The sequence below is a fragment of the Nocardia sp. NPDC020380 genome (assembly GCF_044386975.1).
Classification (GTDB): Bacteria; Actinomycetota; Actinomycetes; order Mycobacteriales; family Mycobacteriaceae; genus Nocardia.
The window spans coordinates 133,976-149,180 of the sequence record NZ_JBIRVQ010000017.1 but is presented as its reverse complement, the minus strand read 5'-3'; the positions used below and the strand labels follow the sequence as shown (position 1 = coordinate 149,180).

Annotated in this window: 19 protein-coding genes; 6 read left to right on the top strand and 13 right to left on the bottom strand. The window is 64.7% G+C overall.

Annotated features, from left to right (window positions below; all coding sequences use genetic code 11):
* Positions 1-19: 19 nt before the first annotated feature.
* Together ACH438_RS38180 and ACH438_RS38175 are read right to left on the bottom strand one after the other, a co-directional pair.
* The gene (locus ACH438_RS38180; RefSeq protein ID WP_397014563.1) at positions 20-1,105 is read right to left on the bottom strand and encodes a PLP-dependent cysteine synthase family protein; all 1,086 of its coding nucleotides are present in this window, start codon (positions 1,103-1,105) and stop codon (positions 20-22) included.
* A complete protein-coding gene (locus ACH438_RS38175) occupies positions 1,105-1,410 on the bottom strand; it encodes a DUF4229 domain-containing protein (protein ID WP_397014561.1) in 306 nt (101 codons plus the stop codon). Before ACH438_RS38175 ends, ACH438_RS38180 begins: the two co-directional genes overlap by 1 nt.
* A gap of 226 nt (positions 1,411-1,636) precedes the next feature.
* On the opposite strand from ACH438_RS38175, the gene ACH438_RS38170 reads away from it, so the two are divergent.
* The gene (locus ACH438_RS38170; RefSeq protein WP_397014559.1) at positions 1,637-1,870 is read left to right on the top strand and encodes a BldC family transcriptional regulator; all 234 of its coding nucleotides are present in this window, start codon (positions 1,637-1,639) and stop codon (positions 1,868-1,870) included.
* 70 nt (positions 1,871-1,940) lie between these two features.
* Complete coding sequence (locus ACH438_RS38165; RefSeq protein ID WP_397014557.1) at positions 1,941-2,129, top strand: hypothetical protein; 189 nt, start codon at positions 1,941-1,943, stop codon at positions 2,127-2,129.
* A 121-nt stretch (positions 2,130-2,250) separates the two neighbouring features.
* On the opposite strand, the gene ACH438_RS38160 is transcribed toward ACH438_RS38165, so the two are convergent.
* Positions 2,251-2,826, bottom strand: coding sequence for a TetR/AcrR family transcriptional regulator (locus ACH438_RS38160; protein WP_397014555.1), 576 nt, complete (start codon positions 2,824-2,826; stop codon positions 2,251-2,253).
* Between the two features lie 99 nt (positions 2,827-2,925).
* On the opposite strand from ACH438_RS38160, the gene ACH438_RS38155 reads away from it, so the two are divergent.
* Complete coding sequence (locus tag ACH438_RS38155) at positions 2,926-4,344, top strand: DHA2 family efflux MFS transporter permease subunit (RefSeq protein ID WP_397014553.1); 1,419 nt, start codon at positions 2,926-2,928, stop codon at positions 4,342-4,344.
* A 213-nt stretch (positions 4,345-4,557) separates the two neighbouring features.
* Here the strand turns inward: ACH438_RS38155 and ACH438_RS38150 are convergent, their stop codons facing one another.
* Positions 4,558-4,902, bottom strand: a complete 345-nt coding sequence (locus ACH438_RS38150; protein ID WP_397014551.1) for a hypothetical protein — start codon at positions 4,900-4,902, stop codon at positions 4,558-4,560.
* Between the two features lie 144 nt (positions 4,903-5,046).
* The gene (locus ACH438_RS38145; protein ID WP_397014549.1) at positions 5,047-5,427 is read right to left on the bottom strand and encodes a YybH family protein; all 381 of its coding nucleotides are present in this window, start codon (positions 5,425-5,427) and stop codon (positions 5,047-5,049) included.
* A gap of 162 nt (positions 5,428-5,589) precedes the next feature.
* On the opposite strand from ACH438_RS38145, the gene ACH438_RS38140 reads away from it, so the two are divergent.
* Positions 5,590-6,297, top strand: coding sequence for a helix-turn-helix transcriptional regulator (locus tag ACH438_RS38140; protein WP_397014547.1), 708 nt, complete (start codon positions 5,590-5,592; stop codon positions 6,295-6,297).
* A gap of 15 nt (positions 6,298-6,312) precedes the next feature.
* Here ACH438_RS38140 and ACH438_RS38135 read toward each other — a convergent pair whose 3' ends face one another.
* Positions 6,313-6,825 carry a hypothetical protein gene (locus tag ACH438_RS38135; protein WP_397014545.1) on the bottom strand — a complete coding sequence of 171 codons (513 nt, stop codon included), beginning with the start codon at positions 6,823-6,825 and terminating at the stop codon, positions 6,313-6,315.
* A gap of 146 nt (positions 6,826-6,971) precedes the next feature.
* Positions 6,972-7,655: an alpha/beta fold hydrolase gene (locus ACH438_RS38130; RefSeq protein ID WP_397014543.1), complete on the bottom strand. Its 684-nt coding sequence runs from the start codon at positions 7,653-7,655 to the stop codon at positions 6,972-6,974.
* A 631-nt stretch (positions 7,656-8,286) separates the two neighbouring features.
* Between ACH438_RS38130 and ACH438_RS38125 the strand changes: the two genes are divergently transcribed.
* Positions 8,287-8,727, top strand: coding sequence for a hypothetical protein (locus ACH438_RS38125; protein ID WP_397014541.1), 441 nt, complete (start codon positions 8,287-8,289; stop codon positions 8,725-8,727).
* A 115-nt stretch (positions 8,728-8,842) separates the two neighbouring features.
* Here the strand turns inward: ACH438_RS38125 and ACH438_RS38120 are convergent, their stop codons facing one another.
* Genes ACH438_RS38120 through ACH438_RS38110 form a run of 3 tightly spaced genes read right to left on the bottom strand, consistent with a single transcriptional unit; the run spans position 8,843 to position 10,525 of the window.
* Positions 8,843-9,685, bottom strand: coding sequence for a helix-turn-helix domain-containing protein (locus tag ACH438_RS38120; RefSeq protein WP_397014539.1), 843 nt, complete (start codon positions 9,683-9,685; stop codon positions 8,843-8,845).
* Complete coding sequence (locus ACH438_RS38115) at positions 9,682-10,215, bottom strand: DUF6879 family protein (protein ID WP_397014537.1); 534 nt, start codon at positions 10,213-10,215, stop codon at positions 9,682-9,684. Before ACH438_RS38115 ends, ACH438_RS38120 begins: the two co-directional genes overlap by 4 nt.
* Positions 10,196-10,525: a hypothetical protein gene (locus ACH438_RS38110; protein ID WP_397014535.1), complete on the bottom strand. Its 330-nt coding sequence runs from the start codon at positions 10,523-10,525 to the stop codon at positions 10,196-10,198. The genes ACH438_RS38115 and ACH438_RS38110 overlap by 20 nt, the downstream gene beginning before the upstream one ends.
* A 373-nt stretch (positions 10,526-10,898) precedes the next feature.
* Between ACH438_RS38110 and ACH438_RS38105 the strand changes: the two genes are divergently transcribed.
* Positions 10,899-11,258 (top strand): hypothetical protein, encoded by a 360-nt coding sequence (locus tag ACH438_RS38105; RefSeq protein WP_397014533.1) that lies wholly within the window; start codon positions 10,899-10,901, stop codon positions 11,256-11,258.
* 591 nt (positions 11,259-11,849) lie between these two features.
* On the opposite strand, the gene ACH438_RS38100 is transcribed toward ACH438_RS38105, so the two are convergent.
* The 3 genes from ACH438_RS38100 to ACH438_RS38090 all read right to left on the bottom strand — a co-directional run bounded on the left by ACH438_RS38100 (position 11,850) and on the right by ACH438_RS38090 (position 15,205).
* A complete protein-coding gene (locus ACH438_RS38100; protein ID WP_397014531.1) occupies positions 11,850-12,374 on the bottom strand; it encodes a hypothetical protein in 525 nt (174 codons plus the stop codon).
* A 213-nt stretch (positions 12,375-12,587) separates the two neighbouring features.
* On the bottom strand, positions 12,588-13,577 hold the full coding sequence (gene ccsB / locus ACH438_RS38095; protein ID WP_397014529.1) for a c-type cytochrome biogenesis protein CcsB: 990 nt from the start codon (positions 13,575-13,577) through the stop codon (positions 12,588-12,590).
* Positions 13,577-15,205, bottom strand: a complete 1,629-nt coding sequence (locus ACH438_RS38090; RefSeq protein WP_397014527.1) for a cytochrome c biogenesis protein ResB — start codon at positions 15,203-15,205, stop codon at positions 13,577-13,579. The genes ccsB and ACH438_RS38090 overlap by 1 nt, the downstream gene beginning before the upstream one ends.

Below are 15,205 nucleotides of genomic sequence, written 5' to 3'. Positions count from 1 at the left end.
CCGCACTGCCGTGCGCAAACTAGCCGGACCAATGACCGGTGGCGATGAATTCCGCGATCACCGCGGCCGGTTCCGCCAAGCTCAGCCCCTGACGGGCAACCCAATCGTCGTCGAAATAGGTTCCGGCATAACGGTCTCCACCATCGCAGAGCAGCGTCACCACGCTCCCCGCGCGTCCCGCCGCGAGCAGTTCCGCGATCAATCCGAACGCGCCCCACAGATTCGTCCCGGTGGAACCGCCCACCCGCCGGCCCAGCGCCGCACTCGCGATCCGCGTGGCCGCCACCGACCCCGCGTCCGGCACCGCGATCATGGTGTCCACCACCTCGGGCAGGAACGACGGCTCCACCCGCGGCCGCCCGATGCCCTCGATCCGGGACGGCATACCGGTCTGATACCCCAGGTCATCGAGCTCGTAGCCGCCATAGAAGGCCGAATTCTCCGGATCCACCACGGCCAGCCGGGTGGCGTGCCGCCGGTAGCGGATATAGCGGCCGATGGTCGCGCTGGTGCCGCCGGTGCCGGCGCCCACCACGATCCACTCCGGAATCGGGTGCGCCTCCAGGGCCAGCTGGTGAAAGATCGATTCGGCGATGTTGTTGTTGCCGCGCCAGTCGGTGGCGCGTTCGGCATTGGTGAACTGGTCCATGTAGTGGCCGCCGGATTCGGCCGCCAAACGCGCTGCCTCCGTATAGATGTCCGGCGCCTGCTCCACCAGGTGGCAGCGGCCACCCTGCGCCTCGATGAGCGCGAGCTTCTCCGGGGAGGTCTTGGCGGGCACCACGGCCACGAAGTCCAGGCCCAGCAGTTTCGCGAAATACGCCTCACTGATGGCGGTGGATCCGGAGGAGGCTTCCACCACGGTGGTGCCCTCACGTACCCAGCCGTTGCAGATGGCGTAGAGGAACAGCGATTTCGCCAGGCGGTGCTTGAGACTGCCGGTGATGTGGGTGGATTCGTCCTTCAGATAGAGCTGGACGTTCCAGTGCGCGGGCAGTGGATAGCGCAGGAGATGGGTGTCGGCGCTGCGTTGCGTATCGGCGTCGATGAGCCGGACGGCGTCATCGACCCAGGCCCGGGGGGCGGGGCGATCGCAGCGCCGCATTACTCCTTGCCCTGCAGGCGCGACATCAGCGCTTCGCGGTCCTTGCGGCGCTTCTCGTCCACCGCGGCAATGTCCTTGTTGACCTGTGTCCGAAGCTTTTTGAACAGCAGCAGGGACAGCGGCATCGCGATGAGCAGGGCGAACAGCAGGGCCACGACGAGCGGGATGGCGACCTTCACGATGGCCGCGACACCCAGGATGATCCCGGCGATGACGGCGACCATGCCCAGCCGGGCCGCCGTGTAGAGGGCCAGGTGGCGGGCCAGGCTACGACCCGCGCTCCGCGGGCTGGGTGCGTCACTCACGTCGACCAGCGTAGGGGACGGCATTCGGGGCATTCTCGTCGGCCTCGGGGGAAATGTCGCTGGACGTTCGCTGGAGATGGCGCAAAAGTGACAGAAAACACAGTACGGATATCCGTTTTGTCTATTACTTCCCCTTTACCAAATAGAGACCGTTCGAACACCAGGGGGGTGCAGTGCAACGATGTCGCTACTGATGAGGGATCTGTCGAAACGGAAAGGTTTGCGAATGACTGCGTTCACCGCGGCGAGCCGCGTAATGGGTTCCGTCAACGGCCAGGACACCCTGCTCACCCCCGGCCAGGTGGCAGCCCTGTTCCATGTCGATCCGAAAACCGTGACCCGGTGGGCACACGCTGGTCGGCTCGGCTCCCTGCGGACGCCGGGCGGTCACCGCCGGTTCCGCGAATCCGAAGTCATGCAATTGCTGAAGTCCCTCACCACCGAGGCGACGCGCGTGTAACCCCCATTTCCTGTTCCTCGGTGCCACGGGTACGAAACCGAACTACCCTCGAAGTCAGGAGGTGAGCGACGTGACGTACCTGTTGGCACTCATCGCGGTCGTGGCCATCGCGATGCTGTGCTGGAAGGCCTTCGGACCAGAGCGACCGGTTGGTACCGGCTCGGCACCCACCCGGCGCAAACGCATCATCGGTCCCGAGGACGATCCGGATTTCCTGCAGCAGCTCTCCCGAGAGCATCGCGACGGCGAATCCACCTGAATCACCCGAAGCTCGCCAAATTCCAAGGCAGATGTGACCGTCCCCCGAGGACCCCGGCCGGGTCCGCGGGGGACGAGTCGTATCGGTAGCTGGGCGTTCCTATTCGGACACCGCATCCGCCCTATTCGGGCCGCGCGGACACCCCTCGCACCAGCGGCAGATAGATGTCGTCGACGATCTCCGTGAGCACGGACTCCGAGACCTCGTCATCGATGAGCATCTCGTGCCGCATCAGATCCGCCGGCAACCGGATCAGGCGCGGAGTCAGCCGGGACATATCCACCTCGCCGCGGTCCGCGGCCTTGCGCAGCATGGACTCCAGCGCCCGGCCCATGATCTCGAACTGATCCGGGCCGAGGTCGGTGATCTCCGCGAGCAGACCGCGCACGGTGTCGCGCCCGACCTCCCGCTGCACGGCGAAACTGCGGCGCAGCAACATGATCACGTCGGTGCGCAGATCGCCCGTATCCGGGATCGCGGTTTCGACGCTGCCGACGCGGCGGCGCACGGCCGCGATCACCAAGGCCGCCCGGTTGGGCCAGCGGCGGTAGAGCACCTGTTTACCGGTGTTCGCACGGGCGGCGACGCCTTCCATGGTGAGGCGCTGATAGCCGACCTCTCGTAGCTCCGCCCAGGCGGCGTCGAGCAGGCTCTCCTCCAGTTCGGCTCCGCGCCGGCGCACCGGGGAATCCGTCATCGAACCTCCTCAAAACTAGAGACGATGCGTCTCTTGACGTGGCGTGTTTGTGACTGTTTTATTAGAGACTATACGTCTCTTACTTTGATCGAGGCCCCCATGACCACTGCCGCACCCACCGATACCGCCCCGGCGCCCGACCGGCTCGACCCCGCGGTCCTGCGCATGGCGCTGGTCCTCGTCGCCGGCGCCATGGCTCCACTGCTGGACAGCACCATCGTCAATATCGCCTTCGGCACCCTCGCCCACGATCTGCACACCACCCTCGCCACCGTGCAATGGGTCGGCACCGGCTATCTGCTGGCCCTCGCCATGACCGTGCCCCTCACCGGCTGGGCCGCGGACCGGTTCGGCGCCAAACGCATGTGGTTGATCTCGCTGGCGCTGTTCATGATCGGCTCCGCCTTGTGCGGGATCGCCTGGAACATCGGCTCGCTCATCACTTTCCGCGTCATCCAGGGCGTCGGCGGCGGGCTCATGCTGCCCATCCTGCAGACCATGCTCATGCGCGCGGCGGGCGGGAAGAACATCGGGCGCCTGACCGCCGTTATCACCCTGCCGGCGCTGCTCGGACCCATTCTCGGACCGGTGCTCGGCGGGCTCATCATCGGACATCTGAACTGGCACTGGATCTTCTACGTGAACGTGCCGGTCTGCCTGCTCGCCATCGCCCTCGCCTGGCGCTACCTGCCCGCCGACTCCGCCCGCAGCACAACACGATTGGACGTCATCGGCCTGCTGCTGCTCTCCCCCGGCGTGGCGGCCGTCATCTACGGCCTGGCCGAGGTCGGTGATCACGGCGGCTTCGGGCATGCGGCAGTACTGATTCCGATGCTCGGCGGTGGCGCGCTCATCGCGCTCTTCGCCCGGCACGCCTTGCACACGACCGAACCGGCCGTCGATCTGCGGCTGTTCCGGACGCGTTCGTTCAGCGCGGCCAGTGCTCTCATGTTCACCACCGGGCTGTCGCTGTTCGGCTCGATGCTGTTGCTGCCGCTCTTCTATCAGCAGGCGCGCGGCGCGAGCATCGTCATGGCGGGCCTGCTGCTCGCCCCGCAGGGCATCGGCAGCCTGATCGCCAGGGCCGCAGGGCCGCTCACCGATCGGCTCGGGCCGCGACCGGTGGTGCTGCTGGGCATGGTGTGCACCGTGCTCGGCACGCTGCCGTTCGCCTTCGCCGACCGGCACCCCGCCACCCTGCTGCTCGCGGGCGCGCTGGTGCTGCGCGGAATCGGGCTCAGCTCGGTCAATCTGGCCGTCCTGGCCGGCGCCTACACCGATCTGAACCGCGCCGAGATTCCGCACGCCAGCAGCGCCACCCGCATCAACCAGCAGCTGGGCGGCGCGTTCGGGGCGGCCGTGTTCGCGGTGATCCTGCAGAGCCAGTTGCACGCTCACGCGGGCGCGCAGGCCCTCGCGTTCGCGCACACCTTCACCTGGGCGGTGGCCTTCGCGGCCATAGGGCTGCTGCCCGCCCTCTTCATGCCCCGCAAGAAGGACCCGGCCACCGCCGGTTGAACGGCCTGCCGGTGGCCACAGCCAACCGGCCTCGCTGGCACGACGGACCGCGTCCACACGATTGCGCGCCTGCAGTTCGGTGACCGCCGAGGCCAGGTAGTTGCGGACCGTGCCATAGGTGAGATGGAGGCGGACCGCGCAGGTTCCCGTGTACCCCGATCGTCGACGAGCGCTGACCCCCTGCCTCCCCGCGGGCAGGGGGGTGACGAGCGCTCAGTTGATGGTGAACACCCACGAGCCGTTGCAGCCCCAGGCGGAGTCGTTCAGGTTGGGGTCGTAGCTCCAGCTGCCGGTCGGGCCGTTGATGTTCCAGTCACCGCCGGTGGTGATGATCGCCTTGTTGTGATAGGTCAGAATGGTATTGGCCCAAGGACTCACGGTCCAATTGGTTCCTGCGAACGATGGATTGTTCACGGTGATCGAGACATTCGACGGCGTGTTGTTCACGATCACCAGGCATGCGTTCGGCTCCGGATCGGCGTGGGCGCTTGCGGCGAATACCACAGGCGCCGCGGCGGCGGCGATTGCGAGCCCGATTCCTGCAGCGAAAAGCTTCATGACGTTTCCCCTATGCCCCACTTTCCAAGTGGTGCGGATTTCGTTGGGCGGGTGGGGCCTTTTCCATCCCGCCCACCTAGAGTCACCGACTCACCTTGTAAGACCCTGACGAAATCCTTGCCGCGGAAACCGGGGGCGCATCGCTCAGGCGGTGCCGAGCGGATTGAGCACCGCGAACCGCCACTCCCCTTCGCCTACCCGTCGCGCCACATTCGCGGTGGTGCCGGTAGGCGACACGCGTGTCCCGTCCGGCCCGTCGATTTCCATTGTCCAATCGGTAACCAGCAGTGCGGTATCCGCGCCGATCAGGGTGTGCCGCCGCACATTGTCGAGCCGGGCGCCGGCCGCGACCGTCCCGCTGATCTCCCGGTGCAGCGCCGCCCGCCCGCTGATCACGGTTCCCGCGGTCGTGCGCATCGCGGCATCCGGCGCGAACAGCGCTAGCACGCCTTCCACATCGCCCGCGTTCAACCGCTCCTCGAAGGCGACGGGCAGCTGGGCGGGGTCGGTGATCCGAGTGTCCATAACAGTGTTTCCTTCCATGAATGACGCTCTCCATGGTCTTCGCCGGCCGGTAGCTCCGGCGAGGTGCAAAGCGGACCCGCCCTGGTCAGAAGTGGACAACCCGTTTCCTCGCAACAGGTGGCGACATATCGTCATCATGTCGGTAAAACAGGGAGGTCGACAATGAACTTCGACGGAATGCCCGGCGCAGGCGCCCCGGGCGGATTCGGTTTCCAACCCTTCGGCACGAACGGGCCAACGGGCGCAGGCGGTTTTCCGCCGCCGGGTTTCCCCCGCACCGTTGTCCCCCCGGCGGCGGGTTTCCCGCCCGCCGGATTCCCCCCGGCCGGCGCCCCCGCCGCCGGGATGCCCGTAACCGGTTTTCCCCCAACAGGATTCGGCCGTCCACCACGCCGCGGCAAAAGCGTCCGCCGCGGTGACGTCCGCACCGCCATCCTGATCCTGCTCTATGAACAGCCGCTGCACGGCTATCAGATCATGCAGCAGATAGAAGCCCGCAGCGCCGGAATGTGGCGCCCCAGTAGCGGATCCGTCTACCCCACCCTCCAGCAATTGGAGGACGAGGGCCTGGTCCTGGTCGCCGAACAGGACGGCAAGAAGGTCTACGAACTCACCCGGCCCGGCAAGGACCTGGTGGAGCAGAAGGCCGAGGAATTCTCTTCCCTCTGGGACTCGGTCACCAGCGGGGCCGACGATGCCCTCATGGAAGTCAACGCCATGATTCAACAGGTGGTCATGGCCGCCACCCAGGTAACCCAGATCGGCTCGGATCGCCAGGTGGACAACGCAACCCGCATCCTCGCCGAGACCCGCAGACGCCTCTACAGCCTCCTCGCCGAGGGCGACACCCCCGGCGAGGACGACGAATAACCTACCGCCCGAAGATCAGGGCAGGACCTGCGGAACGACATCCGGGGCGACCGCGCCGACGATCAAGCCGACGAGCGCGCCCTGGAACGCCGGGCCGAGGATGCAGAGCGGGATCAGCGGAATGCCCACAATGGTGACACCGCAGACGACCGCACCGAATACGGCGCCGACAATCGCACCCGCGGCCGCACCATTACCCAGCGGATCATGGTTGGCGGCATTGGGATTCGTGGCAATGTCCTGCGCGCCGGTGGCGGCCGCCGGCTGCGGAGCCTCCGGCGCGGCGGGCTCGGCCGGCGACACCGCGGCCTCGGCCACCGGGGCCGCCTGAGCAACGGGCGCGACCTGCGGAGCCGCAGCCGACTGGGCGACCGGGGCCGCGTCCGCGGGCGCGACCGCCTGCGCCACAGGAGCGGTCTCCGGCGCGGTGGCAGAAGCCGTTCCACCACTGGCGAAGGTCGCGGCAACCGCGAGCGGCAGTGCCGCGATGAGAGCCTTACGACCGAAATTCACAACAGTACGACGCATGATTTTCCTGTTCTCCCGAACCCCGCATAGCGCGCCCGAAGTAGGTTGGCGCGCACAAAGTTTCACGTTGCGAATTGCAACATCGCCAACGTAGCGGAATCCATGCGCCGAAATCTACTGAGATGCGGCCGTATTCATCGACCTACCTATTCACCGACCGATTCAACTTCGAGTAGATAGTCGACGACCGCACCCGGATTCGACAGGGCGACAAGGTGACCGCCGCGCACGATATCGGCCTCGACCCCGAGTCGTTCGCGCGCAATCCGCTGCTGCAATGCGATCGGAAAGAATCGATCATCGGCACCGGTCAGCACATGTATCGGCGCCTCCGGCCAAGCGCTGAAAGGACACGGATCACCGAAGATCCGATCGGACTCGCCGCGTTGATACGGCTCACCCTCGAGCGTGATCTCCGGCGCGACGTCGTGGAGAAAGTATGTCTCCATGTCGAATTCGCGGCTGTACCCCTTGGCATCGGCGGCCGCGATCCGCGCCTCGGCCGAACCGACGTTCCCCCACCACTCCCCCGCCGTCTCCCCGGGCGCCGGAATCATCGCATTGACGAACACCAGCGCCGACGGCGTGATCCGCTCGCACACCGCGCCCGCGGTGAACCCTCCGAGCGACTGCGCCACGATCACATCGCCGTCCCCCGCCTGCCCGAGCACGATATCCCGATACTCCGCGAGCCCGGCCCCATCGTCATCACCGGGCAGATCGACGGAAACGGCGTCCTGCCCCGCATCGATCAACCCGCCCGCCACCCGGCTCCAATACCAGCCCACGCCACCGGCGCCCGGGATCAGCACAAACCTGCGCGACTTCATGGTCATACCGGAGCAGACGACGCCGGCCCGCCGAATTCATCGCAACGCGAGCCGATTCGCAGGCGGGCAGGGACTAGTTGAGGCCCGCGTACGAATGCAGGCCGCTCACCACGATGTTGATGATGAACAATCACCCGTGCGTTTGCTCGCACCGAGGTTCTACGACATCAATTCTGACCTGCTGATTCTCGCTCTCAGTCCGTTGGTGTCCACCAACGTCTTTCGACCCGATTGCGTACCTACTGCGTACGGCATCGACCGCCAGGAGGGTGCGGTGTGCGACCCACGGTGGATATCCCGCCCCTCCTCTGGACTCGGGGATGGGGTCAGGATCGCCGGAGTTGACCGGGCGGACCACGTGACGGTAGCCGCTGTTGCCCACGCTCAACTTTCGGTACACGGGGGTATCTGACCGTCTCCGGAACCCGTACACTGCTCACGGCGGTATCGCGATCCGGTGCTCCTCCGGCCGATCGGGAGTCACCCCCAGGGGAGGGACCCCCTTGCGAACTGAGTGAAGTCGGGTCGCATAGCAGCTCACTGGATACGTGCAGGCTCCCGGCTTTTTTGAACGTACGACTGAACCCGCGGCTTGCGCAGAGAAACCCGCTCCGACTGACAGACTGGCTCGGTGGCATCAGAGATCATCAGCACCCTGATAAGTGGTGGAGTCGGCCTGGTCACCGGAGTAATAGGGTCGCTTGCCGCGCCCTGGGCCAACTGGGGCGTTGAAAAACGGAGGCTGACGCGGCAACGACGAGCCGAACTATTGGCTGAATGGCGAGCAGGTATCGACCAGATTCGAATACTTGAGGACCAGATCAGACCAATGATTCCGGTGCCTGGCTCAGGGAACGCTTTCATCGTGGCCGACAACGGGAATCCTGATCCGTTGGAGGCAAATATTGGCCGTCAGAACTGGTATGTCAGTCTTAAGCTCCAGCTCAGCGATCAAACCCGAACCAAAGTCGAGGAGCTTCGCCAGAAACGAGTAGCCGACCGAGGTGAGAGCCTGCCCGATCTGCTTGCGGCAGAGGTCGCTCGGATCGAGACAGACTGGAAGCTCGTCTGACCCCTCTCCCAGATTCGGCAGTTGCTCATAGCTTTTCGAGCCCCGCGTAAAAAACCTTGACTAGATCGGGGGTCAGGATGGGGGTGGGTTCTGGCTTTCCGTCGCTGCCCGCCAGCTATCCGCGCTGACGCTTCTCCAGCTCGGCGCGGATTAGTCCGCGGGCAGCCTCGCCGCGGGTAGCCTGCTCCGACAGTTGGGCGAATATCCGTCCGTACAATGTGATCTCGCGCGGCTGGGTGATGGACAGCTCGGCACTCACGGTCTCGACATGCACGAGTCGGTTGTCGAACATGATGAAGCCGTTCATGGACGGGCCTTCGAATACGGTGTGCTCGGGCACGATCCCGAGTTGAACCCTGGGTAGCGTCATCACGGTCATGAGTCGATCGAGCTGACCCAGCATCACCGAATCGTCCACCACAGTCGTCTGAAGGACCTGCTCGGCAATCACGAACGAAAACCGGTGGTCCCCTCGATACAGGACATTCTGACGTTCGATCCGGGCCGCTACTCCCTCTTCGAGATCATCGGGCACCCCGTAGAACGCGATGATCTTGCGGAGAACACCCTCCGCATACTCGGGGGTCTGCAACAGCCCAGGGACCAACGAGGGTTCATACCATCGCATCGCGCTGGTCTCACCCTCGAGCTTGAACGAAAGCCGTTGGCGGCGACGGGTTCCGGTACCGAGCAGCCGTTTCCATTCCAGGTATGCGGCCTGGATATTGCGGAGCGTCGCGATCAGGTCCGCCAGCTGACCGTCACTACCGGTGTGTGAGCACCATGCCCGGAGGTCGGCCTCCGAGGGCTGTTGCTTGCCGTACTCAATCCTCGAAACCTTCGACTCGTGCCAGTGCGCCAGCTCCGCCAGTCGGCGCGCAGTCAGCCCGGCATCACGGCGAAGCTCTCGAAGCCGTAGCCCGAGAGCTTCCCGTTGCTCGTGAACAGCGCTCGTCACCGGTTACCGCGCGCCAGATAGTCAGCGTGAGGGATTGCGGCTTCCCACACCAGATCCCGCACCTCGCGGATGTAGTTCACGATCCTCCGATCCGTGGTCAGCGCTCCGCCGGCCCAGCGTCCGGCAGGCTCGAAGACCGTAAAGGCCACCGACTCATCATCGAACAACCACCAATCGTCCGCGGTCAGGCGGTCGGCATCGATCAGGTGACGGGAGAGGTATCGAATCTCCTCCCCGGCAGCGATGTTCTGGTGAGACACCTCGAGCAGCCATCGCGTGTAATCCGTGTGCGGGACCGTGACCACTCGTGCACGGCGGACACGGACACCTCGCGCGGTGGTCTCTTGGACGAGATCGAGCCACCCGCGTAGCCACCCGTAATCGTCTTCCCCGGAACGACCTTCGAGGAAGTTGCGGAACGGATCGGTCTCCTCCGGGGTTTCGTAGGTGTCCTTCACCTCGAGGTGGAAGGCTTCGCGCTTGCAGTCACGAAGCAGGTTGTCGAATCCCTCATCTTGCAGCAACAGCACCGTAGAATGTCCTCTCTCGCTTGGGGACCTCGATAGCTGTCTCGTCCTCGTACAAGTCCAGCTGAGACAGCGTCTCCTGGTCAGTGATCGGGCGACCAGACAACAGAAACGTGCCTCGCCCGCTGTCTTCCATACGCGCACCGACAAACGTGTCTGGCTCGGCGAAACCGAGCAGCAGGTGAGGGATCTCCACCGTGCTCACTTGATCCGTCACCCAGCCTTGTACGAGGGAGCTTCCGTGATCAGTGGTGTACAACGACGGGCATCCCCCGCCGCCGGTGCCGCCTTTGCCCAGGAACCGTAATTGCATGATCAGTCCTCTCGCGTCCAGCGATATGCGCGGACTTGCAGCCCGCGCTACTAATCGTCCCGCTCGATGTCCGGTTATGGGCCAGAACGGACCCCAATTCGCAAGTCGCTGCATGTTCCTGGATTAGAGAGCTGCCTGTTTCGTAGCTTTTAAGCAGCCGCTCGGGTCCGGGTCTGTACCAACAGATTCGAGCTGCTCACCAACGGCGGACAGGGGTCGAAATGAACCGGCGGACAAGGCTCTTCAAGTTCCCCGGCGGTCTGTTCGAACTTGAGAGCCACGGCGAGGAGACCGAGGATCACGCGGGGTTCTACCTCGAGTGCCTCGGCTTCGGTGAACTCGAAAGCAGCCAGGACGACCGCGAGGGGCGGACATGCGCTACAAGCCAACGGCTCTCGGCTACGTCCGGACCGACGTGTCCGGCATAAGCCAACTCTGGGACGAGAGCCAGATACGGAAACTCGCCACGCGGCTCAGCTACGACTTCTCCGGCATGGTCGTCTACGACCCGAACTCCGGCCGGCCACCACTGGCCCGACTCAAAGCCCAAGCGACACGACTCGACGCCGAGGCCGTCATCGTGCCCGGCCCCGAACACTTCGAAGGCAGCGAGATACCGGGGACGCTGGTGCAGCAACTCGACGTGATCACCGTTCATCCGGAGGAGACCTACGCCAGGCGGTCGATGCCGCCGCTTCGGGACCTGCCACCTATCCAGGCGGACGGCGCATAGCCCTGCATGCCATTCCGATGCTCGGAACCCATGGGAGGGGGTGAGGGCATAGCCGACTTCAGGACAAACTAAAGGCGTTGCTTCACAACGCACTTCGCGAGAAGACCCCTGCCCCGAACGCAACCGTGTCGGGGTCTTCACCCCCTTGGACAACCCTCCCCCGGTCTGGTAGCGGTGCATCGGGGCGCTCTGCAAATTTCCAACCAACAGCTGTGATCGATAACGCTTATCGATCACAGCCACCAAGCACGAGAGCGGGGACTTTCACCTGGCCACCAGCGGCGACTTCCATCCGGCCATTGACAACCGGAGGGCTTCAGCTTCCAGGACCTCCGCCACTATTACGCCTCGCTCTTGATTCGGCAGGGAGCAGACATCAATCACCGTCCAGGCTCGCGTCCGCCACGGCAGTGCGGTGACCACTTTGCGGTACTACGCGCACCTATGGCCGGACGCCGACGAGACCACACGGACGGCAGCCGGGAACGTTCTAAGAGAGCACCTGGATACTCTGGTGATTCCTCTTGTCGCCGATTGATGACTGCTAATACCCAACAGCAGGCCCCAGACCTGTTGATACCAGGCGACCGCTCAGTATCCGCCAATGAACGGAATCGGTGGGAAATTCGCGTTCCAGCTGACGATCTGCAGCAGCGACTCGGGCAAGGGACCACCGTCCGACATACCCGGCAGATGGACCCGACCGACGATTTCGCTAACCTGCCAACCTGCACCTCGGGTGAGCCCTCGACGGTCCGGCTTCGGACCGACATAGCTTCCATACCAGAGGTTTCCGTTCGTATCGAGAACAACCCGCGGCATCCAGCCGGTGCTGATCGACGTTGGAGCGCATATGAGCCAACCGTCAAGGCTCGTATCGGTGAGGATCTGTTTCGCTGAGCCAGAGAAGAGACCCGCTTTAGTCATATGACTGAAGCGATAGAGCGGCCTGGGCCGGACTCGTTCCAGTCGCAGGACATTCGCTACCTCTGCAAGGCATCTGTCGAGGTTGACTTTCCGATCCGCCTCGACATCGGCCGACTGCTCAGCATCAGCGGCTGCTTGACGCTCACGCTGCGCACGCAAGCGCTTCATCTGTTCGTATGCGTCGCTCAATTGTTGTCCTCTGAAACGACATCCACGTCGCCGCGTCCCAGTCATGGGCTGTACGCAGCGGCGCTAAGAGACGGGAATCAGTAGCACGATGCTATGCCTTGGGCGCCAATGCGGCCGAGCATCTCGACAAGGCTGCGTACCCACTGCGTACCGAGACGGAAAATCCGGTACCGAAGCACCGGATGATCCCCAGAAACCGCAGGTAGATAGGGGCTAGTTGAGGCCCGCGTAGCTGTGGAGGCCGCTCACCACGATGTTGATGATGAAGAGGTTGAACAGCATGGCGACGAAGCCGGCGATATTGATCCAGGCGGCCTTGGTGTCACGCCAGCCGGAGGTGGCGCGGGCGTGCAGGTAGGCGGCGTAGAGGACCCAGGCGATGAAGGAGCAGGTCTCCTTCGGGTCCCAGCCCCAGAAGCGGCCCCAGGCGGATTCGGCCCAGATGGCGCCCAGGATGACGCCGGTGCCGAAGATGGGGAAGCCGATCACCGTGGTGCGGTAGGCGAGGCGGTCCAGGGTCTGGGCGTCGGGGAGCATGGCGGCCACGCGGCCGAAGACATTGTCGGACTCGTGGCCCGCGGGCTGCCAGAGGCGGTAGAGGAACATGACGCTCGCGACGCCCGAGACCAGGAAGACACCGGAGCCGATGGACACCACGGTCACGTGGATGGGCAGCCAGTAGGACTTCAGGGCGGGCACCACCGGCGCCGCGTCCACATGCAGTTTGGTGCCGGCCAGGAACAGCAGGATCAGCACCGGGGCGAGCAGGAACGCCCACATGCCGCGGTAGCGGACATCGCGCAGCAGCACCAGGCCGAGCAGGACCGCGGCGGCGGTCGCCATGCTGATGAACTCGAACATATTGCCGAGCGGGAAGCGGTGGGTCGCGAAGCCGCGCAGCACGATCGAGAGCCCGTGCGAGGCGAAGGCCACGAACAGCACCGCGAAGGCCATATTGCCCAGGCGTTCCGAGAACGGGCGCGCCGGGCGGCCGGTGTCGGTCACCTTGCCGATGAGCTGCGGTTCCGACGGGGGCGGCGTAGCACTGCCGCCGCCGACCGTCACGAGTTCCCGTGCGGCGGTGGGCACCTTGCGGGTGATGGCGAACTGCCATACCAGCATGACCCAGACCAGCGCGTAGACCACGATGGCCGATTTGAAGGCGAGATCGCTGTAGGACGCGAGGTTCTCGTCGATCGGCATTACTTCTCTCCCGGTTTCTCGGACAGCAGCCGTTCACGCAGCCGGTCGAACTCGCCGCCCCAACCCGCCTGGTCGGTACGGGCCAGTCCGCCCATTTCTACTACGGTACGTCGTTTTCCATCGGATTCCGCATCGGGGTACACCCGGATCCAGATGCGCCGCCGCTTCACGAGCAGCGACACCAGCAGGCCCGCCATCATGGTCAGCGCGCTCACCAGCACCCACTGCTGCGCCGGATCATGCGAGACCTGCAGATTCACGAACTCCTCGGCGCCGTCGAAGGTGACCTTGGTGCCGTCCGCCAGCGTCGAGGTCTCGCCCGGCTTCAGGTTGACCCGCTGCTGCTTCGTCAAGCGGCCTTGCCGGATCATCTCCTGATCCAGCGAGAACAACGACTGCGGCCGGCCGGTATCCAGGCCGGTATCGCCCTGGTAGATGTCGACGGCCACCATCGGATCCGTCATCTTCGGAAACGACGACGTCAGCAGCGAACCGTGCAGGAACGCGGTCGGCGCGAACAAGCCCTCGATGGCGATCTGATGCTTGCGCCGCTCGTCCTCGCTCGGATACATGCCGCCCGGCGGATCGATGCGCAGCACACCCGAGGACAGGAAGGTGGTGCCGTCGTCCGGCTTCCACTGGATCGCGTCGGTGCGGGTCTGCCCGTTCGGGAAGGTCACCGTGAACTTGGGCGCGAAACCGTGCCCCTGCAGGTAAACCCGGTCACCGGCGACCCGCAGCGGATGATTCACCTGAATCTCGGTGTCCCGCCAGGTGCCCGCGGCCAGATCCTTACCGGACTGGTACTGGATATCCGAAGTGAACATTTCGGCCTGACCATTGGACAGGTAATCGGCCTTGAAGTTCTTGACCCGCACACACAATGGCGTCAAACCGGTGCCGTCGTTGACATTGCCGGCCTTGAACGAATCGAACACCGCCGGCGAGGTCGTGCAGAAACCCGGGCCGTCGTCGGCGATCACCACGACATTGCCCTCGTACCCGAACAACTTGCCGGCCGCCACCGCCGCCAGCAAACACACCAGCGCCAAATGGAAGACCAGGTTTCCGGCCTCGCGCGTGTAACCCTTCTCCGCCGAAAGCGTCAGTTCCCCCTCGCGCGAACCCGGCTGCACGATGGTGCGCCAGCCACGCATCTGCGTGCGCGCCCGCTCGATCACCTGCTCCGGCGTCGCGGCATCGCCGCCCGAATAGTGGTGCGGCAGCCGGGAAAGATTACGCGGCGCCTTCACCGGCGGCGTACGCAACGCCTTGTAGTGGTCCAGCACGCGCGGCAGGATGCAGCCCACCAGCGAAATGAACAGCAGCACATAGACGGCCGTGAACCAGAAACTGGAGAACACGTCGAACAACTGCAGCCGATCCATCCACGGCCCCAGCGTGGGCCGCTTCGCGATGTAATCGTCGACCTTGCCCTTGTTCAGACTGCGCTGCGGCAACAGCGCACCCGGAATCGCGGCCAAGGCCAGCAGGAACAGCAGCATCAGCGCGGTACGCATGCTGGTGAGCCCGCGCCAGGTATTGCGCAGCAGGGCGATCACGCGCAGCAACGGCGACTGCCGCGGCGGACGGACAGGGGCGCTGGGTGTTTCGATGGTGGCAGTCAT